Origin of the sequence: Mesorhizobium sp. B2-3-5, from assembly GCF_006442395.1 — a bacterium.
Classification (GTDB): Bacteria; Pseudomonadota; Alphaproteobacteria; order Rhizobiales; family Rhizobiaceae; genus Mesorhizobium.
The window spans coordinates 20744-47171 of the sequence record NZ_VFVX01000018.1 but is presented as its reverse complement, the minus strand read 5'-3'; the positions used below and the strand labels follow the sequence as shown (position 1 = coordinate 47171).

Here is a 26428-nt window from a genome sequence, read left to right as displayed (position 1 = left end):
ATGGTTCTGATCGGTCTCTCTCGTCGGACGCGACCGCCTGCCGGCGCCTGATCCGCAATCCCGGAAATGGACAGGCTGCCAAGCATTTGATTATCAATCGCTTTGAATTTTTCCGACTTAACCCGCCCTTAAATCGCCGCATCTACTCTTCAACCGAAGCGCCATAGGCACCGGGAACAGACAGCGCAGCGCATGGCGAACCGCAGAGACAGCCGCATCGAACCCAGCTTCGAGGGACCGCCACAGACGCGGTCCTCGGCCGGTCTTTCGGTGAGCGAGGAGGACCGCGTCGTGCCGAGCAACCGCAAAGCCTCCGCAAAACGCAAATCGTCGAAAGCGAAATCGTCGCGCGGCGGACGCGGCAGAAGCCGGCGTGGCCTGTTCGGCGTGCTTGGCCGGCTGTTCTACTGGTGCTTCGTCCTCGCCATCTGGGGCGGCATCGCGGTGGCGGGCGTCGTCATCTACTACGGCGCCAAGATGCCGGCGGCCACGACATGGTCGATCCCCGACCGCGCTCCCAACATCAAGATCGTCTCGGCCGATGGCCAGTTGCTCGCCAATCGCGGCATGAGCGGCGGCGAAGCCGTCGGCCTGCACGAAATGTCGCCCTATATCCCCGAGGCGGTGATCGCCATCGAGGACCGCCGCTTCTATTCGCATTTCGGTGTCGATCCGATTGGCCTGTCGCGCGCCATGGTGACCAACCTGCTCGGCAGGCATTTCTCGCAAGGCGGATCGACGCTGACGCAGCAATTGGCGAAAAACCTGTTCCTGAAGCCCGACCGTACGTTGGAACGCAAGGTGCAGGAAGTGTTGCTGGCGCTGTGGCTGGAGCACAAGCACACCAAGGACCAGATCCTCGAAATGTACCTCAACCGGGTCTATTTCGGCTCCGGCGCCTTTGGCGTCGAGGCGGCTTCGCGGCGCTATTTCGGCAAGAGCGCGCGCGACGTCACCCTGTCGGAAGCAGCCCTGCTTGCAGGTCTCTTGAAGGCGCCGTCGCGGCTGTCGCCGGCGCGCGATCCGAAGGCCGCCGAGGAACGCTCGCAGCTCGTGCTCGCCGCCATGCGCGAGGAGGGCAAGATCAGTGAGAAGGAACTGAAGACGGCGCTCAGTGCTCCGGCGACACGCTCGCCATCCTACTGGACCGGCTCGGAAAACTATGTTGCCGACACCATCATGGAGGAGCTGCCCGACCTGATCGGCGACGTGCGCGGCGACATCGTCATCGACAGCACCGTCGACCTGAACCTGCAGAAGCTCGCCGAGAAGTCGATCCGCCGGCTGATCGACGACAGCGGCAAGAAGCTCAACGTCACCCAGGGCGCGCTCGTGTCGATCGACGATTCCGGTGCGGTGCGCGCCATGGTCGGCGGCTACGACTATTCGACCAGCCAGTTCGACCGCGCCTCGGAGGCACGTCGCCAACCAGGCTCGGCGTTCAAGCCGTTCGTCTATATGGCGGCCCTTGAGGCTGGCCGGACGCCCGACAGCGTGCGCAACGACGCGCCGATCAAGATCGGCAACTGGACGCCCGACAATTACGGCGGCAAGTACTTCGGCAAGGTCACTTTGGCGACCGCGCTGGCCAAGTCGCTGAACTCGGTTGCCGCGCAGCTGACCATGGAAGTCGGGCCGAACGCGGTGGTGGAAGCCGCGCATCGCATGGGCATCCAGTCCGACCTGCAGGCCAACACATCGATCGCGCTCGGCACCTCGGAAGTGACGCCGCTGGAGTTGACCTCGGCCTATGTGCCTTTCGCCAATGGCGGCTACAAGCCGGACATTCATTTCATCCGCCGCATCACGACTGCGGACGGCAAGCTGATCTATGACAGCGGTGGCGGCAGTGCTCCACGTGTGGTGAAACCCGAGATCGTCGGCATGATGAATTCGATGATGACCGGCACCGTCGAGATCGGCACCGCGAAGAAAGCGGCTTTCGCCTGGCCGTCGGCCGGCAAGACCGGCACTAGCCAGAATTCGCGCGATGCCTGGTTCGTCGGCTACACCGCCAATCTCACCACCGGTGTGTGGTTCGGCAATGATGACGGCACGGCGATGAAGAAGGTCACCGGCGGCGCGCTGCCGGCGCAGGCCTGGCACGAATTCATGGTCGCCGCGCATGAGGGTGTGCCGGTGCGGCCGCTGCCCGGCACCTGGAAATCGACACCGGCCGACACGATCGTGCCCGACGACATACCCTCGGCTGATAACAACCAGGTGGCACCGGTTCCATCGGCATCCGTTGGCCAGCAGGCGCCGTCCGCGCCGGCGCAACCGCCATCGCCGTCCCGTGTCGCGCGGCCGGCCCAGACCGTCGATGCCGATGGCTTCAACATGCCGTCGGATGACGGCGCCACCGCCTCTGTCGGGCATCCGGTGCCGCCAGGCAGCGTCGGCGGGCCGCTCAAGAAGCGGAAGACCTCGATTCTCGACATTCTGGGCGGCGGCTGACGCTCTCATTCAAGCGGCGTCAATCCGCCTCTCGCCAGCGCCGCGGCGTTCGGCTACATCTCCGGCCCGGAGACCGCGACATGGCTGAACTCGACACCAGAAAAACCATCGTGCTGACCGGCGCCAGCCGCGGCATCGGCCATGCCACGGTCAAGCGTTTTTCGCGCGAGGGCTGGCGCGTGATCACCTGCTCGCGCCAGGCCTTTGCCGAGGATTGCCCGTGGCCGGCCGGCCCCGAGGATCACATCAAGGTTGACCTCGCCGACCAGGAAGATGTCGGCATCGCGGTCTCGGAAATCCGCCATCGGCTGGAATCGCATGGCGGCCAGCTGCACGCCTTGGTCAACAACGCCGGCATTTCGCCGAAGCTCAAGGACGGCAACGGCCGCATGGACTCGATCGACACGCCGATGCATGTCTGGCGCGACGTTTTCCAGGTGAATTTCTTCGCGCCGATCATGCTGGCGCGCGGCCTGTTCAAGGAGTTGGCGGCGGCGAAAGGATCAATCGTCAACGTCACCTCGATCGCCGGCACCCGCGTCCATCCGTTTGCCGGCACCGCCTACGCCACGTCGAAGGCGGCCCTCGGCTCACTGACGCGCGAAATGGCGCATGATTTCGGCCCGCACGGCATCCGCGTCAACGCCATCGCGCCGGGCGAGATCGACACCGCGATCCTGTCGCCGGGCACGGACAAGATCGTCGAGACCATTCCGCTCAGGCGCCTCGGCACCACGGCCGAGGTCGCCGACATCATCTTCTTCCTGTGCTCGGGGCAGGCGTCCTACGTGACCGGCTCGGAAATCCACATCAATGGCGGCCAGCACGTGTGAGCGAGCCGGCTCGTGGATATGAGCGTTTCGCGGAGACAAATATAGTTGGGTCGCTGCTGATTTATGAATGGGACGCAAGTCTGAACATTCGCCAGGCAGGCGAGATCCTGGATCGCATCGCTGAGATTATCGGCTCTTTCGAACATAGCTGATCGACGCCGGCCTCACGATTGTAAAGCAATAGGCGCGGCTCCTGCGCCTTCCGCCATGGCATCGCGAACTGGCTTTTGCCCGGCATGGTTGCCCAATACCTCTTCGACAATGCCACGCGCGATCTCGCGCTCGCCCATGATCACCGTGTCGGCGCCGAGCCCCTTGAGATGATCGACCTCGGCATCGGAATGGGCGCGGGCGACGACGTTGATGTTGGGATTGGCGGCACGCGCCCGCAGGACGATCTGGCCGGCCTCGAACGCGTTGGGGATGGCGAGGATCAGCCGCCTGGCGCCTTCGGGATTGGCGGCCGCGAACACTTCGGCGTTGGCGGCATTGCCGGCCACGGTCTCGATATTGTCGGCTTTCAGCTTGGCCAGTGTCTTGTCGGCGTCCTCGATGACGAGGAAGGGCAGGGCCGCTTCCTTCAGCGCGGTGCCGACGAGACCGCCGACGCGGCCGTAGCCGATCAGGATGGCATGGCCGGTGAGTGTAGTCTTCGGTGGTGGGCCGTCTTCCTTTTGAAAAGTCGAGGCAACCGAGGCCACCTGGCCTGGTTCGGTCGCCGGACCGACCGGCTTTGTTTCCGCCGGCGCTGCCGTCCTGGCGGCACGAGCCTCCAGCCACGGCTTCATCCAGTCGATGACCAGGAACATCAGTGGATTGAGCACGATCGACAGGATCGCACCGGCCAGGATCAGGTCGCGCCCTTGTTCGGGCAACAGTTTCAGCCCGACGCCGAGTTCCGCCAGGATGAAGGAGAATTCGCCGATCTGGGCAAGGCTGGCCGAAATCATCAAGGCCGTGGCCAGGGGATAGCCGAAGGCGACGACGATGACGAACGCCGCCAGCGACTTGCCGATAACGATGATGGCGAGCGTGGCCAGGATCGGCAGTCCGTTGCTGATCAGGCTGAGCGGATCGAACAGCATGCCGACGGAGACGAAGAACAGCACCGAAAAGGCATCGCGCAGCGGCAGCGATTCTTCCGCCGCACGGTGGCTGAGCTCGGATTCGCTCATGATCATGCCAGCGAAGAAGGCGCCCAGCGCCAGCGACACGCCGAACAGTTTTGCCGCTCCGAAGGCGACGCCGAGCGCGATTGCGAGCACCGAGAGACGGAACAGTTCGCGCGACCCGGTATGGGCGACATAGTGCAGGATCCAGGGGATGACCCTGCGGCCGACCACCAGCATGACGACAACGAAGGCGGCGACCTTGGCCAGCGTGACGCCGACGACGCCCCAGATGCCGTAGCTGGCCGGCAGCGAGAGCAGGCCGCTCGAATGCACATCCGCCTGCTCCTGGCCACCCAGCACACCGGCAAGCGCCGGCAGCAGCACCAGCGCCAGCACCATGGCCAGATCCTCGACGATCAGCCAGCCGACGGCGATGCGGCCGCGCTCGGTCTCGATCAGGCGGCGCTCCTGCAAGGCACGCAGCAGCACCACGGTCGAGGCCACCGACAGCGCCAGGCCGAACACCACACCCGCGCCCATCGACCAGCCGAGCATCCAGGCAAGACCGATGCCGAGCAGCGTGGCAAAGCCGATCTGAACGATGGCGCCCGGCACGGCGATGGCGCGGACCGACAAAAGGTCCTTCAGCGAGAAATGCAAGCCGACGCCGAACATCAGCAGGATGACGCCGATTTCGGCCAGTTCATTGGCAAGGCTGGCATCGGCGACGAAGCCGGGCGTGTTCGGCCCGACCAGCACACCGGCTACGAGATAGCCGACCAGCGGCGGAATGCGGAAACGGTTGGCGAGAGCGCCGAAGACGAAAGCCAGCCCCAGACCGGCGACGATGGTGGCGATAAGGGGCGTGTCATGCGGCATTGTCTATGGAGCGCCTTTCAAGCTAGCGATGTCGGATATGCGCCGCCCGGAGCCGTCGCCTGTTTCGCAATATGGTGGAAGGGGTGACGGTGGTGCAACCCGCAAGGGCGCGAAAATCGATGGCGGGGCGACAATTACCTGACCGGCAGCCGAAAAGCCGCCGGTCAGGTAAGGTCCGCGAGATGCTCGCCTAGATGGCCGGGTGTGTCGCCTTCCATCAGGCGACCTGCAACAGGGCCTCGATCTCAGGGATGGCGTGGTTGGTCATGGTCTTTGGAATTTCAGCCATAACCTTGTCTCCGACCTCCTTGTGCAGCTTCTTGCGCATGGTGCCGAGCACCACCGGCGGGGCGACGAGCACGATGCTGTCGAACTCACCGTCATGGGCGAGCTTGTAGAGCCGGGCCGCGATTTCTTCCGCGAAGCGCTCCTTGCCGATCCGGTGCCAGTCGGTATCCTCGACCGCACTGCGGTGCACGGACGGGCCGTCATTGTATCGGCCGGGACTGTCGCTTCCCTGTTCACGGGTGGGCGGGTTCTCCTGTTCCATCACCTGCACGACCTCAAGGTTCGGAAATTTGTTGTCGCCGGCATTCTTGAGCAAGAGCGCTTTTTCGCCGTCGGCCACCAGAACCCAGATGCCGTGCTTCAGTCTGATCGTATTCATGGGAAGCGCTCCTTGTTGAATAATTGACATATCGGGAACGCGTTTCGGCCCGGCAACGTTCCAACGCCAAGGCGTACCAAAAATCTGTGCCGTGAACGCCGAACGCCAGGTTCGTCAACGGATTACTTTAATCTACCGAATTGGTAGAAATTAGAAAAACTGTTTTGCCAGGCGAGGCGCCGGCGGCTAAAAGCAGCTGAAATCAAGGTTCACGCCTGCGACTTGGCCCGCCCAGAACCCGCATGGGAATATTTTTCTCCTGCCTTTCGCAGTTGCGAAAAAGCGATTGCCTGCCATCACAGGATGCGCGAGTGGTTTGCTTCTGGTTTTTCGCGCCCGGGCGTAAAACCGCGATACTGTTCCCGGATTGCGTTTCACATGCCGCAGGTCGATGCCAAGCTCAACGCCTTTCCCGTCTTCGTGCGGGTCGAAGGCGAAGCCGTGGCCATTGTTGGCGGCGGCGAGCAAGCCCTGGCCAAGGCGCGGCTGATCGAACAGTCGAGCGCGGTCCTGCGCATCATCGCCCAAAATGTCGAACCGGATCTGCTTGCCTTCATCGCCCAGTCCGGTGCCAGCCATATCGCGGCAGTTTACGATGCCTCGCAGCTCGACGGCGCGGTCATGGTGTTTGCCGCCAGCGGCGATGACACGCTTGACCGCCGCGTCGCCGCGGATGCGCGCCGGCTGGGTATTCCGGTCAATGCCGTCGACCGGCCGGAGCTCTGCGATTTCTTCACCCCTGCGCTGGTCAATCGCGCGCCGGTCGCCATCGCCATCGGTACCGAGGGGGCAGGCCCGGTGCTTGCCCAGATGCTGCGCAGCCGCATCGACCGCATGCTGTCGCCGTCGTTCGGTCGGCTGGCGGCGCTCGCTGCGTCGTTCCGTACCGCCGCCGAGAGACTGCCCAAAGGCAATATTCGTCGCCGGTTCTGGAGCGACTTCTTCGGCGGTGCGCCGGCGCGTGCCATCGAGGCTGGCGAGCTTTCGCGGGCGTATGAGGCGGCGACTGATCTGCTCCTGTCGAACGCGCCGGCTTCGGGGCACATCGCGCTGGTTGGCGCCGGTCCGGGCGCCGAGGATCTGCTGACGCTGCGGGCGCATCGCCTGCTGATGGAGGCCGATGTCATCGTCCATGACGCGCTGGTGCCGGAGGCGGTTATCGCCATGGGCCGACGCGATGCCGAGCGCCTGGCAGTCGGAAAACGCAAGGGCTGCCATACCAAGAGCCAGGCCGAAATCAATGCGCTGCTGGTGGAACTTGGCCGTCAGGGCAAGCGGGTGGTGCGGCTGAAGTCGGGCGATCCGCTGGTGTTCGGCCGCGCCGGCGAGGAGATGGCGGCACTGCGTGATGCCGGTATCGCCTATGAGGTGGTTCCGGGTGTCACCGCGGCCTTTGCCGCCGCCGCCGATTTCGAGCTGCCGCTGACCTTGCGCGGTGTCTCTTCGTCGATGGTTTTCACCACCGGCCACGATCTCAAGGGCAATTCGCTGCCGGACTGGGCCAAGCTCGCGATTTCCGGCGCCACGGTTGCCGTCTATATGGGCCGCTCGGTCGCGGCCGAGGTTGCCGGCCGGCTGATCGAGGCCGGCCTTTCGCCGGATACGGCGGTCGCCGTGGTCGAGAATGCCAGTCTTGCCAACCGCCGCCGTTTCCACGGCACGCTGGCCGATCTGCCGTCGCTGGAAGCACGGGCCGATCTTTCCGGCCCGGTCATGACCATTATCGGCGACGCTGTCGCCGGTGCCAATTTCGAGCGATCAGAGCCGCTCGCGGCACACAGGGTTGCAGGTGCGTCCGTCGCTGCCGAAGGAGTTCAGCCATGAAGATCTTGACTGCCAATCGTCTCGGCGATGGCATTGCCGTGTGGTACGCCGATGGCGGCTGGGCCGAGACGGTGGATCAGGCGGACCCTGCCCACGATAAGGCGGCCGAGGATCGCCTGGAGGCGATCGGCGCCAGGGCGTTTGCCGCCAACGAGGTGGTCGACGTCAACCTGATCGACGCGGAAGTCGTTGACGGCGTGGTCGAGCCCGTGCGGCTGCGTGAGAAGATCCGCGCCGCGGGCCCGACCATCCGTGGCGACCTCGGCAAGCAGGCCGAGCGGGCAGCCTAGCCGGAATACCAAGTGAAACGGGCGGACGCGCCCTGAAAGACGAAGCATGTACCGTTACGATGAGTTCGACCACGATTTTGTCCAGGCCCGCGTCGCCGAGTTCAGCGACCAGGTCCAGCGCCGGCTGTCCGGCGAGATCACCGAGGACCAGTTCCGGCCGCTCAGGCTGATGAACGGCGTCTATCTGCAACTGCACGCCTATATGCTGCGCATCGCGGTGCCCTATGGCACGCTGAACAGCAAGCAGTTGCGCATGCTCGGCCACATCGCCCGCAAATACGACAAGGGCTACGGGCATTTCACCACACGCCAGAACATCCAGTTCAACTGGCCGGCGCTGTCGGACATTCCGGCGATCCTGGCCGACCTGGCAAGTGTGGAGATGCACGCCATCCAGACCAGCGGCAATTGCATTCGCAACGTTACCGCCGACCATTTTGCCGGGGCCGCCGCCGATGAGGCCGCCGATCCGCGCCCCTACGCGGAAATCCTGCGGCAATGGTCGTCGGTGCATCCGGAATTCTCGTTCCTGCCCAGAAAATTCAAGATCGCGGTGACGGGTGCCGAGCGCGACCGTGCCGCCATCCAGACGCATGATATCGGGCTGCATCTGAAGAAGAACGCCGCCGGTGAGCTCGGCTTCGCCGTCTATATCGGTGGTGGCCAGGGCCGCACGCCGATGGTGGCGAGGAAGATCCGCGACTTCCTGCCGGAAGCCGACCTTCTGTCCTACTGCACGGCGATCCTGCGTGTTTACAATCTCTATGGCCGCCGCGACAACAAGTACAAGGCGCGCATCAAGATCCTCGTCCATGAGACCGGCGTTGAGGAAATCACCCGGCAAGTCGAGGCCGAATGGCAGGAGTTGAAGGACGCCGAGCTTAAACTGCCTGACGCCGACATCCGCGCCATCGAAGCGTATTTCGCGCCGCCGGCGCTGGTTGATCGGCCCGATGGCGACGAGGCCGTGAAGCTGGCCCGCCTCGATTCCAAGGGTTTCTCGGAGTGGCTCGACCAGAATGTGGTGACGCATCGCCATCCCGACTACGCGGCGGTGACGATTTCGCTCAAGGGCATTGGCGACGTGCCGGGCGACGCCTCGGACAGCCAGATGGAAGCGGTGGCCGACATCGCCGAAAAATACGCCTTCGACGAACTTCGCGTCAGCCATGAGCAGAACCTGATCCTGCCGCATGTGGCGCGCGCCGACCTCAAGGCGATCTATGACGCCCTTGTCGACATCGGCCTGGCGACGGCCAATTCCAACCTGATATCGGACATCATCTCGTGCCCGGGCCTCGACTATTGCGCGCTGGCGACGGCGCGCTCGATCCCGATCGCCCAGGAAATCTCGCGCCGCTTCGCCTCGCTGGAGCGGCAGCGCGAGATCGGTGAACTGAAGCTGAAGATTTCCGGCTGCATCAATGCCTGCGGCCATCACCATGTCGGCCATATCGGCATCCTCGGCGTCGAGAAGAAGGGCTCCGAGCTCTATCAGGTCACGCTCGGCGGCTCCGCCGACGAGAACACGTCGGTCGGCGAGATCATCGGGCGCGGCTTCTCGTCCGAAGAGATCACCGATGCCATCGAGACGATCGTCGACACCTATCTCGGCCTTCGGACCGACCCTCAGGAAAAATTCATCGACGCCTACCGCCGTGTCGGTCCCGCGCCGTTCAAGGAGGCGCTCTATGCTGGCGAAGCCAAGGCCGCTTGACCGTATAGCCGATGTCGATGACGGCGTCGCCGCCAAGGCGGCGGGGCTCGACGCGCTCTACGGCCATCTGAAGCCGCTCGAGATCATCGAACGCACGGCCGGCGAACTGTTCCGCGACGAAATCGCGGCCGTGTCGTCTTTCGGTGCCGATTCCGCCGTGCTGCTGCACATGATCGCCGAGATCGACCGGTCGCTACCGGTCATCTTCCTCGACACCGGCAAGCATTTCGAGGAGACACTCGGCTACCGCGACGCGCTCGTCGCCGATTTCGGGCTGACCAACATCCAGGTCATCAAGCCGGAGGAGGCCGCACTTGAGCGGATCGACCCGACGGGCAATCTCCACCAGAGCGACACCGATGCCTGCTGCAATGTGCGCAAGGTCGAGCCGCTGGCGCGTGGGGTCGCACCCTTCCGCGCATGGTTGACCGGACGCAAGCGCTTCCAGGCCTCGACACGGGCAGCACTTCCGGTGTTTGAGGCGGTCGGCCCGCGCATCCGCATCAATCCGCTGGCGCATTGGACGACATCGGATCAGGCGGACTACATGCGCGCGCATGTGCTGCGCGAAAATCCGCTCGTCGCCTACGGCTATCTGTCGATCGGCTGCTTCCCGTGCACGCAGCCGGTGCAGCCGGGCGAAGACGCGCGCAGCGGCCGCTGGGCCGGTCATGCCAAGACCGAATGCGGCATTCACCTGTCGGGGCTGGAAGTGTCGCTGACCGACGCATCACTATAGGGTATGTTGCAATTCAGGTGAGGCCGGTCTGCAAACGGCGGCTTCCTGCGCTTCCGGTACTCACGTACTTCAAGTACGCTCCGCTCCGGCCTCGGAAGCAGCCGTTTTCGACGTGGCCTGACCTGAATTTCAACACACCCTTGAGCTCTTCGAATTTTGGGAATTTTGATGACTGAATCGACGACACCGGAGACCCGGCTCTGGACCCCGGAGGGTTTTCGCGAGGATGAGTGGGCCCATGCCGAAAACGCAGACGCGCTTTCCGGCAATGGCCGCTTCATCCTGCCGCTGCAGCCGTTCCTCGATCTTGATCCGGAGGTGCGCCTTTCCGCCAGGGAGCGGCTTGGCGTCCTGCTGCAGCCCGGCGACCAGCTCGAGAAGATCGCCGATCTGCTCGACCAGCTGTCGCTGGTGGCGCTCGCCTTTCCGGCCTTCAACGACGGTCGCTCCTTCTCCAAGGGCGAATTGCTGCGCAGCCGCTACCATTTCGAAGGTGCGGTGCGCGCCACCGGGCAGGTTCTTGTCGACCAGCTGCCGCATATGCTCCGCCTCGGCTTCGACGAGTTCGAGATATCGAACCCGGTGCTGCTCAAGCGCCTGGAAGAGGGCCGCACAGGCGGATTGGGACTCTATTACCAGCCAGCCGCCGTGCCGGAGCCCAAAGGCCCGAAATATTCCTGGCGGCGCGTGCGCTCCAGCTGACGCCAGCTTGTCGTCCATGCCACCTCTTCCGGCATTCTGGTCGAACCAGGTGAACCATTTTCAGTCGAGGCGATAGACTCGCACCTCAGAGAAGCGGAATTTCGCCAAAACTGGTCTGACCAATTTTACGTTTCTCTCTTTCCCGAAGGACGTCTTGGCCGTAGGATGGCATTATTATTTTGTGATCCGAAATAAATGGCCACAAGGGAGGAACCGGGAATGGCTGCCAAGAAGATATTGATGCTCGTTGGCGAGTTCAGCGAGGAATATGAGATTTTCGTTTTCGAACAGGCCATGCATGCCGTCGGACACACCGTCCATGTCGTGTGCCCGGACAAGAAGGCAGGCGATGTGCTGAAGACCTCGCTGCACGACTTCGAAGGCCACCAGACCTATACGGAAAAGCTCGGCCACGACTACATCCTCAACAAGACGTTTGCCGAGGTGGACCCGACCAACTATGACGCCGTCTACGCGGCCGGCGGGCGCGGACCGGAATACATCCGCATCGACAAGCGGGTTCAGGCGCTGGTGCGGCATTTCCACGAGGCTGGCAAGCCGATCTTCACCATCTGCCATGGCGTGCAGATCCTGATCGCGGTCGATGGCGTGGTGCGGGGCAGGGAAGTGGCGGCGCTCCACTACTGCGAACCGGAAGTGACGTTGGCCGGCGGCATCTACATCGACGTCGCGCCGACAGGCGCCCATGTCGACGGCAATATGGTGTCGGCCAAGGGATGGCCCGGCCTGTCCAACTTCATCCGCGAATGCCTGAAGGTGCTGGGCACGGAAATCCGCCACGGCGAGATGCTGATGCGCGAGGAGCGCCAGGCGGCCTGAGGTTAAGATCCAGGTGTCGTTCGCTGTTGCTTTCAAATCACTTTGAAAGCCCGGCGCTGCCCCTCATCCGCCTGCCGGCACCTTCTTCCCGTGTAGTGACGGGGGGAAGGCAGACGCTATACCGCCGCCCGTGCCTCACGGAACGACACCAGCTTGCGGCGGTTTTCGTCCCACAATGCCAGTTTGACGCAGCGCAAGCTCTCGAGCAGCGTGACGCGACCGATGCCGCGCAGCTCCGGATAATCGCGCAGCACTTCCTGCAGACGGTAGCCCGGCACCTTGGCGGAGAGGTGGTGGACGTGGTGGACGCCGATATTGCCGGTGAACCAGTTCAGCACCGGCGGCAGGTCGTAATAGGACGAGCCGTGCAAGGCGGCGCGCTGGAATTCCCATTCGTCATCCTTTGCCCATTCCGTCTCCTCGAACTGGTGCTGGACGTAGAACAGCCAGACGCCGGCCGAACCGGCGAGAATGACGATCGGCAGATGGACAACCAGGAACGCACCCGGGCCAACGGTCCAGATAAGCAAGGCCGCCGCAAGCGCGATGGCGAGATTGGTGGTCATTGACGACACCCAGGGCGTCAGCCCGCCACGCATCATGCCGACAGGCAGCCTTTGCGAGAAGATGAACAGCCAGATCGGCCCGAGACCGAACATCACCAGCGGATGCCGGTAGAGCCGATAGGCAAGGCGGCCACGCCAGGACATCCGCCGGTATTCGGCAACGGTCAGGGTCCGGATGTCGCCCGTGCCGCGCTCGTCGAGATTGCCGGCGCCGGCATGATGTGTCGCGTGGGCGCGCCGCCAGCAGTCGTAGGGTGTCAAGGTCAGGACGCCGAGCGCGCGGCCGATCCAGTCGTCGGCGACACGATTGGCGAAGAAGGATCCATGGCCGCAATCATGCTGGATCATGAAGATGCGCACCAGGAACCCAGCCGCCGGAAGGATCAGGACCAGCCCCCACCAATGGCCATAGGCATAGGCGGCCGAAGAGAGCGCCCAGAGCGTGGCAAACGGGATAAGGGTGATGGCGAGCTCGATGGCGCTGCGCCGCCGGTCCGGCTTCTTGTAGCGCGCCAGAATCTTCAGCCAGGCGCGCTTGCTGTTAGCGGCCGCGTCGGGGGAAATAATGTTCATCACGAAGCATAGGCGGGGCGTGCCGCCGCCGCAAGGCGACGATCACGCGAAATTACCGCGCGTAATTGTCGCGTAAGAATCCTGGCGAGAGCCTTACTGGCGTCGCCAGCTTACGTCCCCATCCTCCAATCGGTCGAGGCGGTCGAGCAATTGCCTGAAGCGGTCGGGAATGTCGGCCTCGGTGCGGAAAGCCGGCAAGGTGCGCAAAAAACGGGTCATCGCCTCGGCACCGAGCTGGCGCCGGACCTCCGTGGCGAGCCGTTCTCCCTTTTCAGCCTTGTTGCGGGTCATCATTTCAAAATCCTATGTCGGTTCCGAAACTCCTCCAGCAAGGGAATGGTTCCCGCATCACGCCCTTGGCGCAAGCAAAGCCAGCAAGTACGGTAAAATTTGAATTAAAATCGAAGTATCACCGCCGGTCACGGCTTAGTGCCGGCCAAAGGCCCAGGGGCGCTTACCCCTTGATTTTTGGCCGCCGAACCTCGATATCGGGCACAAAATCCAGACCATTCGAGATAACGGGAAACGGCGATGAGCGACCAGGCAAAAGACGAACGCGTGCCCAGTGAAGTGGAGGCGGCCGAGGCCAATGCCAATGCCGAGCGCACGGAAGGCAGCATCGATGGCGACTATGAAGCGCTTGTGCGGCTGCTGAAGGAAAATGAAGAGCTGAAGGACCGCGCTCTGCGTGTCGCGGCCGAGATGGAAAACCTGCGCCGCCGCACCGCGCGCGACGTGCACGACGCGCGCACCTATGCGGTTGCGAATTTCGCGCGCGACATGCTGTCGGTGTCGGACAATCTGCGCCGCGCGCTGGACGCCATTCCCGCCGAGGCCAAGGCGTCTGGTGACGCCGGCTTCAAGGCACTGATCGAAGGCGTCGACCTGACCGAACGCGCCATGCTGTCGGCGCTGGAACGGCATGGGGTCAAGAAACTCGCTCCGGAGGGCGAGAAGTTCGATCCCAATTTCCACCAGGCGATGTTCGAAGTGCCCAATCCGGATGTGCCGGCCAACACGGTGGTCCAGGTCGTGCAGCCGGGCTATTCGATCGGCGAGCGCGTGCTGCGCCCGGCCATGGTCGGCGTCGCCAAGGGCGGCCCCAAGATCGCCGCCGAGGCACCCGTCGAGCCGGGGCCGGTCAATGAGCAGGCCGAGAAGGACGCGTAGTAAGGGAATAGGCAGTAGGCAGTAGGGAACTAAGGAGTCGTATCAATCGCACGGCTTCGTGCTATTGATACCCTATTCCTAATCCCCACCGCCTACTGCCTCATGTCTTTGAATCCCATCGCCCTTCTCGACTATGCCGGCGTCGCCGTGTTTGCGGCGACCGGAGCGTTGGCTGCGTCGCGCAAACAACTCGACATCATCGGTTATCTGTTCCTGGCCAGCGTAACCGGCATTGGCGGCGGCACGCTTCGCGACGTCATTCTCAATCTGCCGGTTTTCTGGGTCGCCAATTCCAGCTATGTCCTGATCTGCACGGTGGTGGCGGTGCTCGTGTTCTTCAGCGCGCATCGCGCCGAATCGCGCTGGAAATGGCTGCTCTGGCTCGACGCCATCGGGCTGGCTGCCTTTTCGGTGATGGGCGCGGCCAAGGGACTGGCCATCACCGGTTCGCCTGTCGTTTCCGTCATCACCGGCGTACTCACCGCTACATTCGGCGGCATTCTGCGCGATCTCCTGGCCGGCGAGCCGTCTGTGCTGCTCAGGCCGGAGATCTACGTCAGTGCAGCCCTAGCCGGTGCCGGCCTCTATACAGTCGGCGACCTTGCCGGCCTGCCGCCGCTCGCCTCCAACCTGATCGGTTTTGCGGCAGCCTTCCTGGTGCGCGGCGGCGCGCTGAAATATGGATGGTCGTTTCCGTCCTATAAGAGCCGGCCCGGCCGGCGGCCGGAAGACATTCCTTGAATCAGCCTTTTCCTGCCCGCCAGGCCCCGACCAATTTCTTCGGCGCCTGCCTCAGCCAGGTTTGTTCGAGCCGATGGCGCAATTCTTCGGAAGGGATTTTGTCCAGCCTGACCAGGATTGCCGGCCAGCCTTTATAGTGATCGGTTTCGAAATAGATTTCGGGAGCCGCCTCCAACAGCATCTCCTTCTCGTCGAGCGGACACATCAGCACGATGGTGTTCGCGTCCTTGACCCTGGCGAGCAACTTCTTGCCGACCTTAAGGGCCGGCGTTCCATAGGACGTGGTTTCGACGACATCCAGAAGGCCTGCCGCCGCAAAGCGCAACGAGTCGAACGCTTTGGAGGGATCGTCACTCACCGTTCACGCGGCGAAGCGCTGCGCTTCCCCGCCATAGTAGTTGACGTAGCGGGCGCCGATTTCCTTGACCGGCATCACCACGAAGACGTCGACCGTCGAGAATTCGCGATCGATAACGCAGCCGTCGCCGATGCGGGCGCCGACCCGCAGATACCCCTTGACCAAGGGCGGCATCGCCGCGATTGCCGCCTTGGCGTTGACCGCCTCGATCGGCATCAGGTCCATGGAGCAATAGCGCCCGGATACGGCGCGCACATCCCAGGCCGAGTTGGTCCGGCAGTGATGGGCAAGGTAGGTGAGCGCCTCGGCATGCGCGGCCGGCACGGTGCCGTGGAAGGAAGCGCAGCCGGTCATCACGCCGATCTCGTAGTGATTGATGTAGGCCCAGATGCCCTGCCACAGCGCCTCGATGGTGCGCTTCGAGCGGTATTCGGGCAAAACACAGGAGCGGCCAAGTTCGAGAAAACGCTGGCCGGGGTGGCGGGCGATGAGCTTGGTCAGCTCGAATTCGCCTTCGGAATAGAAGCCTCCGGCAGCGGCCGCGATCTCCTGCCGCAGCAGGCGGTAGGTGCCGACGATGCGGCGGTGCTCGGGACCGGAAATCGAATTGTCGAAGACAAGCAAATGGTCGCAGAGCGGGTCGAACCGATCGGCGTCACGCCGATCCTGCGCCTGGAACAGGTCCTTCCTGGCCCCAAGCTCGTCGTAGAAGACACGGTAGCGCACTTCCTGCGCGGCCGCGATCTCGGCCTCGTTGCGGGCAAGCCGCACTTCGAGGTTGCCGATACGGCCGAGCGCTGCCCCCTTCATGACGGAATCGACGTTACGTCCGGCGAGCAAGGCGCTGCTGGCGTTCGGCCGAGTGTCACATTCCGGCATAACTGTATGCACGAGTGATTCTCCTTCGAGCCATCCCTCTTGGCACGGGGATACGGTGTAGGTGCAACAGGATTGTGACAGTACCGTGATACGGCGTCGCGGGCAATACTTCGTCGGCTGGCGAAAACGGTCAACCGGCTATGTTCGGTGAGCTTAGTCGAGGCGCCCCGCGTCTGCACGGATCGAGGCGACGCGCCTCAAGTCCTTGTTTTCATGGATGTCGTCCTGACGGAACCAGAGCTGCTTTGGGGCGACATGCATTCGCCGCGCGGCCGGAAAAAAACAGCTCAGGCGGCGACCTGGCTCTCGACGGCGGTGACCAGGGCGTCGGGGTCCAGCGGCTTGGTCACGAAGCCGCTGGCGCCATGGGCGAGCACGGCATGGCGGGTCTTTTCCTGGCTGTCGGCCGACAGCACCATGATCGGCACGGGCGCCACCGCCGTTTCCTCCTCATGGCGGCGTATGGCCGCAATTGCGTCCAATCCGTCCATGACCGGCATATGCAGGTCCATCAGCACCACGTCGAAGCGGTGCTTGTGCCCGGCGCTGATGACGGCCTCGACGGCGGCCTTGCCGTTGCCGACCACCTTGACGCGATGCCCGGCCTTCAACAGCGTGGCGCGGGCCAGCATGGCATTGATGTCATTGTCTTCGGCGATCAGCACGGACAGGCCCTGCTGGCGCTCGCCGGCGGCGCGAAGCGCCGGGATGCGGCGCTCTTCCGGCTGGGGCTGGGCCAGGGCCGATGCATGGCTGCTCAAAAGCACACGCAAAAGCGTTCCCCCGCGCACCGGCCGGGCCAGGAAGGTCGCGTAGCCGCTGGCGCGGAATTCGCCAAGCATGCCGCGGTCGGTCGGCGCGATCAGCGTGACGGCTTCGCAATCGGAAAAGCCGCTTTGGCGCAATCGCTTGAGCAGCCGTCCGTCGCTCTCTTCCATGGCCGCGTCGACCAGAAGCACGTCGCAGCCGTCGGCAAAGGATGCGGCCTGCGCCACGGTGGTGGCGATACCGGCGGTGCCGCCATTGGCGCGGATGGTGCGGGCGATGGCGTCGGCTTCGACGGTGTTCCTGGACAGGATCACCGCGCGCCTGCCGGCAAGCGCGTTCAGCCGGCCCTGTGGCGCCTCGGTGGCCGCTATGGCCGGGATTTCGAAGACGAATTCCGATCCTTGCCCAAGCCGGCTGGAGACCGAGATCGTGCCGCCCATGGCAGCCACCAGGCGCTTGGAGATGGCAAGTCCAAGACCGGCCCCTCCATGCGCGCGCGTCGACGTGCCGTCGGCCTGCTCGAATTCCTCGAAGATGCGCTCCATGTCTTCGTCGCGCAGGCCGGGACCGGTGTCGGCGATGGTGAAGCAGATGCGGTCGCTGGTCTCGGTGCGGGCACGCGCCACGCTGACCAGCACGCCGCCGCTGTCGGTGAACTTGATGGCGTTGCCGATGAGGTTGAGCAGCACCTGCCTGACCCGGCCCGGATCGGCGGTGATCATTTGCGGTACGTCCGGCTCGACGTGACAACCGAGACCGATATCCTTGGCGAAGGCGCGCGCCGCCAGCAGCTCGATGATGTTGTCGGCGATCTCGCGCACCGACATGGGCTGCGGTTCCGGATCGAAGCGTCCGGCCTCGATCTTGGAATAGTCGAGCAGGTCCTCGATCAGGGCGAGCAGGGCGCTGGCGGAGGTCGAGATGGCGCCGACATAGGTCTGCTGCTCCGCCGACAGGCTGGTGTCGGCCAAGAGCCTCGCCATGCCCATGATGCCGTTCATCGGCGTGCGGATTTCATGGCTGACGGTGGCGAGGAAGCGCGATTTGGCCTGGCTGGCATATTCGGCTCGCTCGCGCGCTGTGATCAGTGAGGATTCGGCGCGCTTGCGGGCGGTGATGTCGCGGGCGATCGCGCGATGGGAAACCGCGCCGCTGTCCTTCTCGCGCACCGACAGCTCGATCCACGAGAACCAGCGCGGGCCGCTCGGCGTGCGGATGGCGACGTCGGTGGAACTCAGGCACTCGTGATCGGAAAAGGCGGCATCGGGAACGATGCCGACTTCGATGCCAAGTTCGGCCAGCGTCTTTCCGGCAAGGTCGCGCTGATCGGTACCGACCAGATCGGCGAACACCTTGTTGGCATAGACGATGTAACCGTCGCGATCGCGGTGGATGACGAGGTCGCCAAGCGCGTCGATGAGACCGCGAAAGCGCTCCTCGCTTTCCTGCATCTCCCACATGCGGTCGGCCAGCGTCTCGATCTCGGCGCGGCTGCGGGCGGTGGTCTCGTCAAGCAGCACCGCGGTACGATGGACGCGACGTCTGGCGTGTAGATGCATGGCGAGGCCGGCGAGGCCGGTCGCCAGCAGTGCGAGGCTGACAAAGATCGGCGCACCGGTCAGATAGGACAGGCCCGCCAGCGCCAGGATGACAACGAAAGTCAGGAGCGGCCCTTGCTGCCTGGCCGATTGCTGTTCGGGCACCAGCGGTGGCGAGGCGATAAAGCGGCGCGCCGGCGCGGATACCGCATCGACGTCGTCGCCAGTGTCCGCCTGTTGCCTGTCGGATTGCGCGATCATGCGAAATCCTTGCCAGACAGAGATTATGGAAAATTGCGGCGGATCGTTCGAATTTTAGCAGATCGGGCATTTTTGTCCCGGCAGCGGCGGGTTCGCCGCCGGATTCGGCAATTCCGTCCGCCGCCGGCGATCGGCGAGGCCGGTCACATGTCGACGACGACGCGTCCGCGGATCTTGCCGTCGACGATATCGCGTGCCGCATCGATGATGCCGTCGAAGCCGATGGTCGTGGACAGGCTGGCGAGCTTCCCCAGGTCGAGGTCGGTGCCAATGCGCCGCCAGGCCTCGAGGCGCACGGCCTTCGGCGCCATCACCGAATCGATGCCAAGCAGCGAGACGCCGCGCAGGATGAAGGGGGCCACGCTTGCCGGCAGGTCCATGCCGCCGGCCAGGCCGCAGGCGGCGACCGCGCCGCCATAGGAGGTCATCGAGAGAACGTTGGCCAGCGTGTGGCTGCCGACCGAATCGACGCCGCCGGCCCAGCGCTCCTTGGCCAGCGGTTTGGCAGGCTGGTTGAGTTCGTCGCGCGATATCACCTCGGCGGCGCCGAGGTTGATCAGATAGGGGCTTTCGGCATTGCGGCCCGTGGACGCAACGACATGGTAGCCGAGGCTGGACAGGATCGAGATCGCGACCGAACCGACGCCGCCGGCCGCCCCCGTCACCACCACGGGGCCGCGATCGGGCAGGATACCATGCCGTTCCAGCGCCATGACAGAAAGCATGGCGGTGTAGCCAGCGGTGCCGACCGCCATCGCATCATGCGGGCTCATGCCTTTCGGCAGCGGCACCAGCCAGTCACCGTTGACGCGAGCGCGCCCGGCATAGGCGCCGAAATGGGTCTCGCCGACGCCCCAGCCGTTCAGGATGACCTTGTCTCCCTTGCGCCAGTCGGGATTGGAAGAGGAGATGACGGTGCCGGCGAAGTCGATGCCCGGCACCAGCGGCCAGCGGCGGACCACCGGCGCCTTGCCGGTAATGGCCAGTCCATCCTTGTAGTTCACCGTCGTCGCCTCGACCGCGACGGTGACGTCGCCCTCCATCAGGTCGGCGTCGGCGAGGTCCGTCACGGCTACCGACTGCCTTTTGTCGGCGTCGCGCGAAATGAGGATGGCTTTGAAGGTTTCTGACATCTTTTTCTCCGCGAGCTTGCTTGTCGGGCTGACTGTGCGGCGATGACCGCGTCGGGTCAATCGTTCGAAGGCGTGGGCTCGCGCCGCCAGCCGATGAGTTCGTCGAAGACGACCAGTGCCGCGCCCACCGAAATGAGGGCGTCGGCGAGGTTGAAGACGGCAAAGGACCAAACCGGCGTGTGAAACAGGATGTAATCGATGACGTGGCCGTAAACGGCGCGGTCGATCAAATTGCCCAGCGCACCGCCGATGATCAGGGCAAAGCCGGTGCGGGCGACGACATGACCGGACGGCGTGCGGGTGGCGAGATAAAGTACGAAGGCGACGACCAGCACGGCGACGACCACCAGGCCAGTGTCGCCGAAGGAGGAAAACATCGAGAAGGCGATGCCGGTATTGTAGGTGCGAAACAGCGCCAGGAACGGCAACAGATCGAGCTTTTCCTGGAAGGGCAGCCCGGCTTCGACCAGATGTTTTATCCATTGGTCGAGCGCGATGGCCACGACGACGAGCAGGGCGTAGGGGAACCACGATTTCAAGGTTGGATAGCCCTCACTTGGAGTCCGCGATGGGGTCGAGCTTCAGCGCACCGCGCCGGATCTCGAACAGCATGATGCCGGTGGCGACGGCGAGATTGAGCGAATCGGCGCGGCCGGCTTGCGGAATCCTGAGCAATCTGTCGCAACTGGCCGCCAGGCTTTCGGGCAGGCCCTGCTGCTCGTTGCCCATCATCAGCAGCACCGGCCCGCGGGAAAAATCGACCGAGCGGTAGTCGACCGCGCCTTTCAGATGCGTGCCGACGACGAGACCTGAGAACCCGCCGCGCCAGGCAAGGAAGGCCTCGGTCGTTGCCTTCGCCACCGGCACGGCGAAGATGGAGCCCATGGTGGCGCGCACCGTCTCCACCGAAAAAGGATCGGTGGTGTCGCCGACCAGGATGACACCCTTGGCGCCGACGGCATCGACGGTGCGGATGACGGTGCCGAGATTGCCGGGGTCGCGCACCCGGTCGAGCGCCACCCAGACATCGCCATTGCCGGCGCGGATGTCCTTCAGTGTCTGGAATTTCTGCGAGAAGACGCCGACCACCATTTGCGGATTGTCGCGGCGAGTGATGGCGACAAGCACCTTTTCCGACACTTCGAGCACGGTGCCGCCGGCGGCAACGGTGCGCGCGGCGACCTTCTCCACCGCCGGGTTGCCGCGTCCGGCCTTGGCGAAGACCAGGGTTCTGATCTGCCAGCCCAAGTCGAGCGCATCGATGACCAGCTTCAGTCCCTCGGCCATGAAGGCGTTCTGCTGGTCGCGGAATTTCTTCAAGGCGAGTGCCTTGATGTCCTTGACGAGCGGATTGGCGAGGCTTGTGACTTCCTTCACCTGGCCGGGTGCGCCCACGTGCCGCTCGTTCATTCAAGCCACCCAACGCGAAAAAAGTGATGTCGAAAGCGCCCGGCCGGCGGACTTTTCACGGATGATCAGCTCACCCGATTCGACCCTGCCGCCCATGCCGGCAAAGGTGTCGCGCATCAAGGCATGGATTGCGAAGAAGGAGGCGCGGATCGAATAGGCGGTCAGCACCACGGCAAGCGGCTTCGGCGTCAGGATCGCGCGGCAGAGATCGGTCAGTGCCGGCAGATCCTCGAACAACTGCCAGACCTCGCCCTTGGGACCCCGGCCATAGGCCGGCGGGTCGAACAGCACGATGTCGTAGCGGCTGCCGCGGCGCTCCTCGCGTTCGGCGAATTTCATCGCGTCGTCGACGATCCAGCGGATCGGCTTGTTGCCCAGCCCCGCCATCTCCTGGTTTTCGCGTGCCCAGCCGATCGCCTTCCTCGATGCGTCGACATGGGTGACCTCGGCGCCCGCACGGGCTGCTACGAGAGACGCCAGCCCCGTATAACCGAACAGGTTCAGCACCTTGACCGGCCGCTTCGCCGCCGCGATCAGCCCGGCCATGTGGTCCCAGTGCGAGGCTTGCTCCGGAAAGACGCCGACATGGCGAAACGAGGTGAAACGGCCGAGATAATCGATGCCGTCATGCTTCATCGGCCAGGTTTCGCCGAGTTGCGTCTTGGGAAAGCGCCAGCGGCCAATACCTTCCTCGTCGGTGTCGCCGGTGAAGATGGCGTCGGCACGCTCCCAGTCCTTTGCCGGCAAGGCCTTCTGCCAGATCGCCTGGCCCTCGGGCCGCACGATGCGGTAGGGGCCGTATTGTTCAAGCTTCTGGCCGGAGCCGCTGTCGAGCAGGGCGTAATCGGCGTTGGGCGCCACTTCGAGGATCAGCGGAAGCTGCTCGGCCGGCAGGGCGCCGTCGCGACGGGCGAGGATGCGCGGCGAAGATTTCGGCGCGGACTGACTCTCCGGTTTCAAATCACGCGGTTCGCGCGGCCGGACGTCTGTCTTGACCGCCGGCCGATTCTCCTGCGGGCGCGGCTGTGCGGTCCCACCCTTCGCCGGCTGGTGCGGGCGGCCGTCGCGGCGTTTGTCGCGAAAAGACTTCAAGAAGCAGCATCTCCGGCGGTTCGGCCCGCTTCTGCCACAGCTATGCCCTTGTGCGCAACAAACGGCGATTGTGGACGGCTGACGACCGGGGCCGCGAAGAAGCTCGCAGGTGCTACGGCTTGAGCGCCTTGTAAACGGCAATGCCGGCGGCAAGGTCCTCAAGCGCGGCGCCGACCGACTTGAACAGCGTGATCTCGTCGGTGCTCTCGCGGCCCTTCTTCTGATTGCGTGCGAGTTCGTGCAGGTCGGCGATGATGGCTTCCGGTTTCAGGACGCCCGAGGCCAGTGGCTGGACGATGTCGCCGGCCTCCTTGGTGGCGCCGGCGCGGGTGTCGACATAGACGCGGGCGCGTGCGATCGCGTCATCGTCGCTTTCGCGCATCGCCGGGGTGAAGCCGCCGACCAGGTCGACATGGGTTCCCGGCCGCAACAGCGCGCCCTTGATAAGCGGCGTGGTGGTGATCGTCGCTGAGGAGACGATATCAGCCTGGCCAAGCTCGGCATCGAGATCGGTCGCGGCGCTCGCCGCGAAGCCTTCGGCGCGCAGATCCGCCGCGACTTTCTCGGCATTGGCCGGAGTGCGGTTCCAAATGCGGATGGTCTCGATCGGCCGCACCGCCGAATGCGCCTTGGCGAGGAACGGCGACAGGGCGCCGGCGCCGACCACAAGCAGGCGTGAGGCATCGTCGCGGGCGAGATAGGACGCCGCGAGCGCCGAGGCGCAGGCCGTCCGCCACTGCGTCAGCCGCTGGCCGTCGATCAGGGCTTCCGGTTCGCCAGTGCTGCCGTTGAGCAGAAGATAGAGCCCCATCACGGCGGGCCTGCCGATGGCGTTGTTATCGGGTGAAACGGTGACGATCTTGACACCGACGTGCCCCCCGGCTGAGGTGCCGGCGGCATTGAAATCGGTCCATGCCGGCATCAGCAGCAAGGTCGAGGCCGCACCATCAGGCCGTTCGACGGCGTGATGATGCCTGACGGGCTGCACCGCACCCTCGCGAAACCCGGTGCGCAACGTTTCGACCAATCCCGGAAAGGTCAGCGCACGGTCGACCTCGGCGGCCGAAATGGTCAGCATGAAAAGCTCCGTGAAACGAAAGGCGCCGGCCGGCGGTTCAATTGCTCGGCTTCGGCAGCACCGGCCCCTGCGGCGCCGCCGGGGCCCGGCTGACCGCCTGGCGCAGGTTTTCCGCCTCGACGCCGCGCTGACGCGCCAGCTTGCGGTAGCGGCCCTGCTTGACCCAGGTTGCCAGGCTGCCGACGATCATGCCGATGCCGAGCGCCAGGAACAGGAAGATGAACAGCGGCAAGGTGAGCGTCAGCTTCGGATTGCCGGGGTTGAACGGGTCCAGCGTGAAGGCGACGAGTTCGCGGTTGGCGACGGCCAGAGCGATCAGGATGATCGCCAGGGGCACGAAGATCACGATGAGCATGAAGCGATTGAGCATGATATCTTCCGTCGCAAGCGGGCCGGACAAGGCCCGTCTGGCGCTGATGTTGCGCCTACTTGCCGCCGTTCAGCCTTTCGCGCAGTTCCTTGCCGGTCTTGAAGAACGGCACCCATTTCTCCTCGACCTCGACCGATTCACCGGTGCGCGGATTGCGGCCGGTGCGCGCGGGGCGATTTTTCACCGAAAAGGCGCCGAAGCCGCGCAGTTCGACCCGGTTGCCTTCGGCAAGGGCGTCGGTGATTTCATCGAAGATCGCGCCGACGATGTTTTCGACGTCGCGCAGGAAAAGATGCGGATTGCGCGTGGCAATAATCTGCACAAGTTCGGACTTGATCATCAGACGGGTCCCCGTGAAAGCCGTGCGGTCAAAATTATGAGGATGATTTTGTTTGTTTTTTCAGTCCCAGGCGGCGTCTCAAGGGTGCCAGACGGAAACGAGACCGTCAAGAAACAAGCGGTCGGCGCCGAGTTCATGGATGACATCGCCGCTGTAGTCAGGCAGGCCGAGCGCGCCGCCGATCGTTTTCACCATGGCCTTTGACCAGAAAAAGCCTCCGCGGCGTTCGGTGTTCTTCCACTCAACCACCTTGAGTTTGGCATCAACACCCTTGGTCGCCAGCCAGTCGATGGCCTCGGTCTCGCCGCCGACGGAGTCGATCAGGCCGTTGGCGACACCCTGGCGGCCGGTGAAGATCGAACCGTCGGCAAGCGCCAACGCTTGTTCGTGGGTCATCTTGCGGCGCTCGGCGACGATGCCGACGAACCAGTCATAGCTGTCGAGGATGAGCTTGCGGACCATGGCGCGCTCGTCGTCATTGGTCGGCTTGAAGGGAGACGGCGAGGCCTTGAGCGGCGAGGATTTCACCTCCTCCAGCTTGACGCCGAGCTTGTCCATCAGGCCGCTGACGTCGGGATACTGGATCAGCACGCCGATCGAACCGACGATCGAGGTCTTGCGGGCGACAATGTGGTCGGCGGCACTGGCGATCATATAGCCCGCCGAGGCGGCGAGGGTGCCGACTTCGGCCACTACAGGCTTGTCGGCGGCTACCTTGCGCACCTCCTCAAAGATCGATTCGCCGCCGACAGTGGTGCCGCCAGGCGAATCGATCGCAAGGATCACGCCTTTTACCTTCGACGACTGGCGGATGGTCTCCAGCCGCTTTATCAACTCGTCATCCTCGGTGATGGTCCCTTCGATCCTGACCTTGGCGATATGGTCGACGGTCGATCCGCCGAAATCGTCGCGGTAGAGCCAGGCCGACAGCATAATCACCCCAAGCGCCACGATGCCGAAGGCCGTGACACGCCAGAAAGTCAGCTTGCGCCGCAAACGGCGGCGGTCGATCAGGTCGTCGGCTCTCAGTGCCATGGTCAGCCTCACAATCGGCGGGAAGAGACGCTTTTAGACCATGATGCCCGCATCGGGAAGCTGTTCCGTCTTCCCGACGGCGCAGCAATCCGCGCGCCCCAATCCCATGCTGTCCATTTTGTGACTGGCCCGGGCAAAGGACCCGAGTTAAAGGGGAAGAACAGCAGCGATGAAAAAACGACGCAACGGCGTCCATTTCTGCTATGAAGTACCGGTTGTTGTGCTGACCTGGGTTTCGTTTGTACAACGGCAGCTGTCACATTTTTGCGGTTTTCGTCGGCTTGTGCTTGCTTGAGGGCGCTGGCATCCCACCTATAGGCGGTGCTCCGGGCGGGCAGGGGTTTTAGAAGAAAGCAGTCATGTTAGCGCGACCGAATGAACCGACCAGCCCCGAGACGGAGTTGGCTCCCCCGGCGGATGGCCGGACACGGAGCGATGCGTTCGACCGCGCCCAGCGTCATTCGCGCCGCGTGCGGGTGCTCAAATTCGCCGTGCCCTTGGCTGCGGCGTTGATCGCCGTCGCCTTCCCCGTCTATTCCTATCTTGCGGCGCCCGTCTCCGTCGCGGTGCAGGCCGAAGGCACCGCTTTTTCCAACGGCAAGCTGGTGATGGCCAATCCCAGGCTCAACGGTTTCACCAAGCAGAAGCAGCCCTATTCGATGACAGCCCTGCGGGCGATACAGGATGTCAGCACGCAAGGCGTCATCGAACTCGAAGGCATAGACGCCAAGGTGCCGATCGCGCCCGACAACGTAGCGGCGGTCAAAGCCTCGCGCGGTACCTACGATCGCGACGGCAATACCATGAAACTGAACAGCGACGTCACGATCACCACGACCGATGGTATGCAAGCCAAGTTCAAATCGGTCTTCCTCGATATGGGCAAAGGCACTATGAAGACGGATGATCCCGTCGACGTCAGTCGTGGCGGGTCGCAGATCACCGCGGATTCCTTGTCGGTCCAGGACAATGGCAAGATCCTGGTGTTCGAGAACAGGGTGCGCGTCAACATCGATCCCGCCAGTCTGAAGGCGGCTGAGGCAAAGGGCGAATAGG

26 protein-coding genes are annotated in these 26428 nt (G+C 63.9%); 11 read left to right on the top strand and 15 right to left on the bottom strand.

What is annotated here, in order from left to right; genetic code table 11:
• Positions 1 to 192 precede the first annotated feature (192 nt).
• Positions 193 to 2457, top strand: coding sequence for a transglycosylase domain-containing protein (locus FJ958_RS20045; RefSeq protein ID WP_140744914.1), 2265 nt, complete (start codon positions 193 to 195; stop codon positions 2455 to 2457).
• An 80-nt stretch (positions 2458 to 2537) separates the two neighbouring features.
• Positions 2538 to 3290 (top strand): SDR family oxidoreductase, encoded by a 753-nt coding sequence (locus tag FJ958_RS20040; protein ID WP_140744913.1) that lies wholly within the window; start codon positions 2538 to 2540, stop codon positions 3288 to 3290.
• A 164-nt stretch (positions 3291 to 3454) separates the two neighbouring features.
• Here the strand turns inward: FJ958_RS20040 and FJ958_RS20035 are convergent, their stop codons facing one another.
• Together FJ958_RS20035 and FJ958_RS20030 are read right to left on the bottom strand one after the other, a co-directional pair.
• A complete protein-coding gene (locus FJ958_RS20035; protein WP_140744912.1) occupies positions 3455 to 5281 on the bottom strand; it encodes a cation:proton antiporter in 1827 nt (608 codons plus the stop codon).
• A gap of 217 nt (positions 5282 to 5498) precedes the next feature.
• Positions 5499 to 5948: a host attachment protein gene (locus FJ958_RS20030; protein ID WP_140744911.1), complete on the bottom strand. Its 450-nt coding sequence runs from the start codon at positions 5946 to 5948 to the stop codon at positions 5499 to 5501.
• Positions 5949 to 6326: 378 nt separating this feature from the next.
• Between FJ958_RS20030 and cysG the strand changes: the two genes are divergently transcribed.
• From cysG to FJ958_RS20000, 6 genes are all read left to right on the top strand, one after another.
• A complete protein-coding gene (gene cysG, locus FJ958_RS20025) occupies positions 6327 to 7772 on the top strand; it encodes a siroheme synthase CysG (protein WP_140744910.1) in 1446 nt (481 codons plus the stop codon).
• A complete protein-coding gene (locus FJ958_RS20020) occupies positions 7769 to 8062 on the top strand; it encodes a DUF2849 domain-containing protein (protein WP_140744909.1) in 294 nt (97 codons plus the stop codon). The genes cysG and FJ958_RS20020 overlap by 4 nt, the downstream gene beginning before the upstream one ends.
• A 46-nt stretch (positions 8063 to 8108) precedes the next feature.
• The gene (locus FJ958_RS20015) at positions 8109 to 9779 is read left to right on the top strand and encodes a nitrite/sulfite reductase (RefSeq protein WP_140744908.1); all 1671 of its coding nucleotides are present in this window, start codon (positions 8109 to 8111) and stop codon (positions 9777 to 9779) included.
• Entirely contained in the window at positions 9754 to 10518 is a 765-nt protein-coding gene (locus tag FJ958_RS20010) for a phosphoadenylyl-sulfate reductase (protein WP_140744907.1), read from the top strand. The genes FJ958_RS20015 and FJ958_RS20010 overlap by 26 nt, the downstream gene beginning before the upstream one ends.
• A 168-nt stretch (positions 10519 to 10686) precedes the next feature.
• Positions 10687 to 11220 carry a DUF934 domain-containing protein gene (locus FJ958_RS20005; protein ID WP_140744906.1) on the top strand — a complete coding sequence of 178 codons (534 nt, stop codon included), beginning with the start codon at positions 10687 to 10689 and terminating at the stop codon, positions 11218 to 11220.
• Positions 11221 to 11439: 219 nt separating this feature from the next.
• On the top strand, positions 11440 to 12060 hold the full coding sequence (locus FJ958_RS20000) for a DJ-1/PfpI family protein (RefSeq protein ID WP_140744905.1): 621 nt from the start codon (positions 11440 to 11442) through the stop codon (positions 12058 to 12060).
• Between the two features lie 116 nt (positions 12061 to 12176).
• Here the strand turns inward: FJ958_RS20000 and FJ958_RS19995 are convergent, their stop codons facing one another.
• Together FJ958_RS19995 and FJ958_RS19990 are read right to left on the bottom strand one after the other, a co-directional pair.
• Positions 12177 to 13199: a fatty acid desaturase gene (locus FJ958_RS19995; RefSeq protein WP_140744904.1), complete on the bottom strand. Its 1023-nt coding sequence runs from the start codon at positions 13197 to 13199 to the stop codon at positions 12177 to 12179.
• 93 nt (positions 13200 to 13292) lie between these two features.
• Positions 13293 to 13493, bottom strand: a complete 201-nt coding sequence (locus FJ958_RS19990; RefSeq protein ID WP_140744903.1) for a hypothetical protein — start codon at positions 13491 to 13493, stop codon at positions 13293 to 13295.
• 237 nt (positions 13494 to 13730) lie between these two features.
• Here FJ958_RS19990 and grpE point away from each other — a divergent pair, with 237 nt between their 5' ends.
• Positions 13731 to 14369 carry a nucleotide exchange factor GrpE gene (gene grpE / locus FJ958_RS19985; protein WP_140744902.1) on the top strand — a complete coding sequence of 213 codons (639 nt, stop codon included), beginning with the start codon at positions 13731 to 13733 and terminating at the stop codon, positions 14367 to 14369.
• Between the two features lie 108 nt (positions 14370 to 14477).
• On the top strand, positions 14478 to 15110 hold the full coding sequence (locus FJ958_RS19980; protein WP_140744980.1) for a trimeric intracellular cation channel family protein: 633 nt from the start codon (positions 14478 to 14480) through the stop codon (positions 15108 to 15110).
• Position 15111: 1 nt separating this feature from the next.
• On the opposite strand, the gene FJ958_RS19975 is transcribed toward FJ958_RS19980, so the two are convergent.
• The 11 genes from FJ958_RS19975 to sppA all read right to left on the bottom strand — a co-directional run bounded on the left by FJ958_RS19975 (position 15112) and on the right by sppA (position 25372).
• Positions 15112 to 15468 carry an MmcQ/YjbR family DNA-binding protein gene (locus FJ958_RS19975; RefSeq protein ID WP_140744901.1) on the bottom strand — a complete coding sequence of 119 codons (357 nt, stop codon included), beginning with the start codon at positions 15466 to 15468 and terminating at the stop codon, positions 15112 to 15114.
• Between the two features lie 3 nt (positions 15469 to 15471).
• Positions 15472 to 16347 carry a GNAT family N-acetyltransferase gene (locus FJ958_RS19970; protein WP_181165576.1) on the bottom strand — a complete coding sequence of 292 codons (876 nt, stop codon included), beginning with the start codon at positions 16345 to 16347 and terminating at the stop codon, positions 15472 to 15474.
• A 287-nt stretch (positions 16348 to 16634) separates the two neighbouring features.
• Positions 16635 to 18914 carry a PAS domain-containing hybrid sensor histidine kinase/response regulator gene (locus tag FJ958_RS19965; RefSeq protein ID WP_140744900.1) on the bottom strand — a complete coding sequence of 760 codons (2280 nt, stop codon included), beginning with the start codon at positions 18912 to 18914 and terminating at the stop codon, positions 16635 to 16637.
• Between the two features lie 143 nt (positions 18915 to 19057).
• Positions 19058 to 20047: an MDR family oxidoreductase gene (locus tag FJ958_RS19960; protein WP_140744899.1), complete on the bottom strand. Its 990-nt coding sequence runs from the start codon at positions 20045 to 20047 to the stop codon at positions 19058 to 19060.
• A gap of 56 nt (positions 20048 to 20103) precedes the next feature.
• Positions 20104 to 20586 (bottom strand): signal peptidase II, encoded by a 483-nt coding sequence (gene lspA, locus FJ958_RS19955; RefSeq protein WP_140744898.1) that lies wholly within the window; start codon positions 20584 to 20586, stop codon positions 20104 to 20106.
• Positions 20587 to 20599: 13 nt separating this feature from the next.
• Positions 20600 to 21457, bottom strand: coding sequence for an RNA methyltransferase (locus tag FJ958_RS19950; protein ID WP_140744897.1), 858 nt, complete (start codon positions 21455 to 21457; stop codon positions 20600 to 20602).
• Positions 21458 to 22549, bottom strand: a complete 1092-nt coding sequence (locus tag FJ958_RS19945) for a class I SAM-dependent rRNA methyltransferase (RefSeq protein WP_140744896.1) — start codon at positions 22547 to 22549, stop codon at positions 21458 to 21460.
• 112 nt (positions 22550 to 22661) lie between these two features.
• Positions 22662 to 23627: an ornithine cyclodeaminase family protein gene (locus tag FJ958_RS19940; protein WP_140744895.1), complete on the bottom strand. Its 966-nt coding sequence runs from the start codon at positions 23625 to 23627 to the stop codon at positions 22662 to 22664.
• 37 nt (positions 23628 to 23664) lie between these two features.
• Positions 23665 to 23997 carry a lipopolysaccharide assembly protein LapA domain-containing protein gene (locus FJ958_RS19935; RefSeq protein WP_140744894.1) on the bottom strand — a complete coding sequence of 111 codons (333 nt, stop codon included), beginning with the start codon at positions 23995 to 23997 and terminating at the stop codon, positions 23665 to 23667.
• A gap of 55 nt (positions 23998 to 24052) precedes the next feature.
• Positions 24053 to 24337 (bottom strand): integration host factor subunit beta, encoded by a 285-nt coding sequence (locus FJ958_RS19930; RefSeq protein ID WP_006200394.1) that lies wholly within the window; start codon positions 24335 to 24337, stop codon positions 24053 to 24055.
• A gap of 78 nt (positions 24338 to 24415) precedes the next feature.
• Positions 24416 to 25372, bottom strand: coding sequence for a signal peptide peptidase SppA (gene sppA / locus FJ958_RS19925; RefSeq protein WP_140744893.1), 957 nt, complete (start codon positions 25370 to 25372; stop codon positions 24416 to 24418).
• Positions 25373 to 25731: 359 nt separating this feature from the next.
• Here sppA and lptC point away from each other — a divergent pair, with 359 nt between their 5' ends.
• Positions 25732 to 26427: an LPS export ABC transporter periplasmic protein LptC gene (gene lptC / locus FJ958_RS19920; protein ID WP_140744892.1), complete on the top strand. Its 696-nt coding sequence runs from the start codon at positions 25732 to 25734 to the stop codon at positions 26425 to 26427.
• The last annotated feature ends 1 nt before the right edge of the window (position 26428 follow it).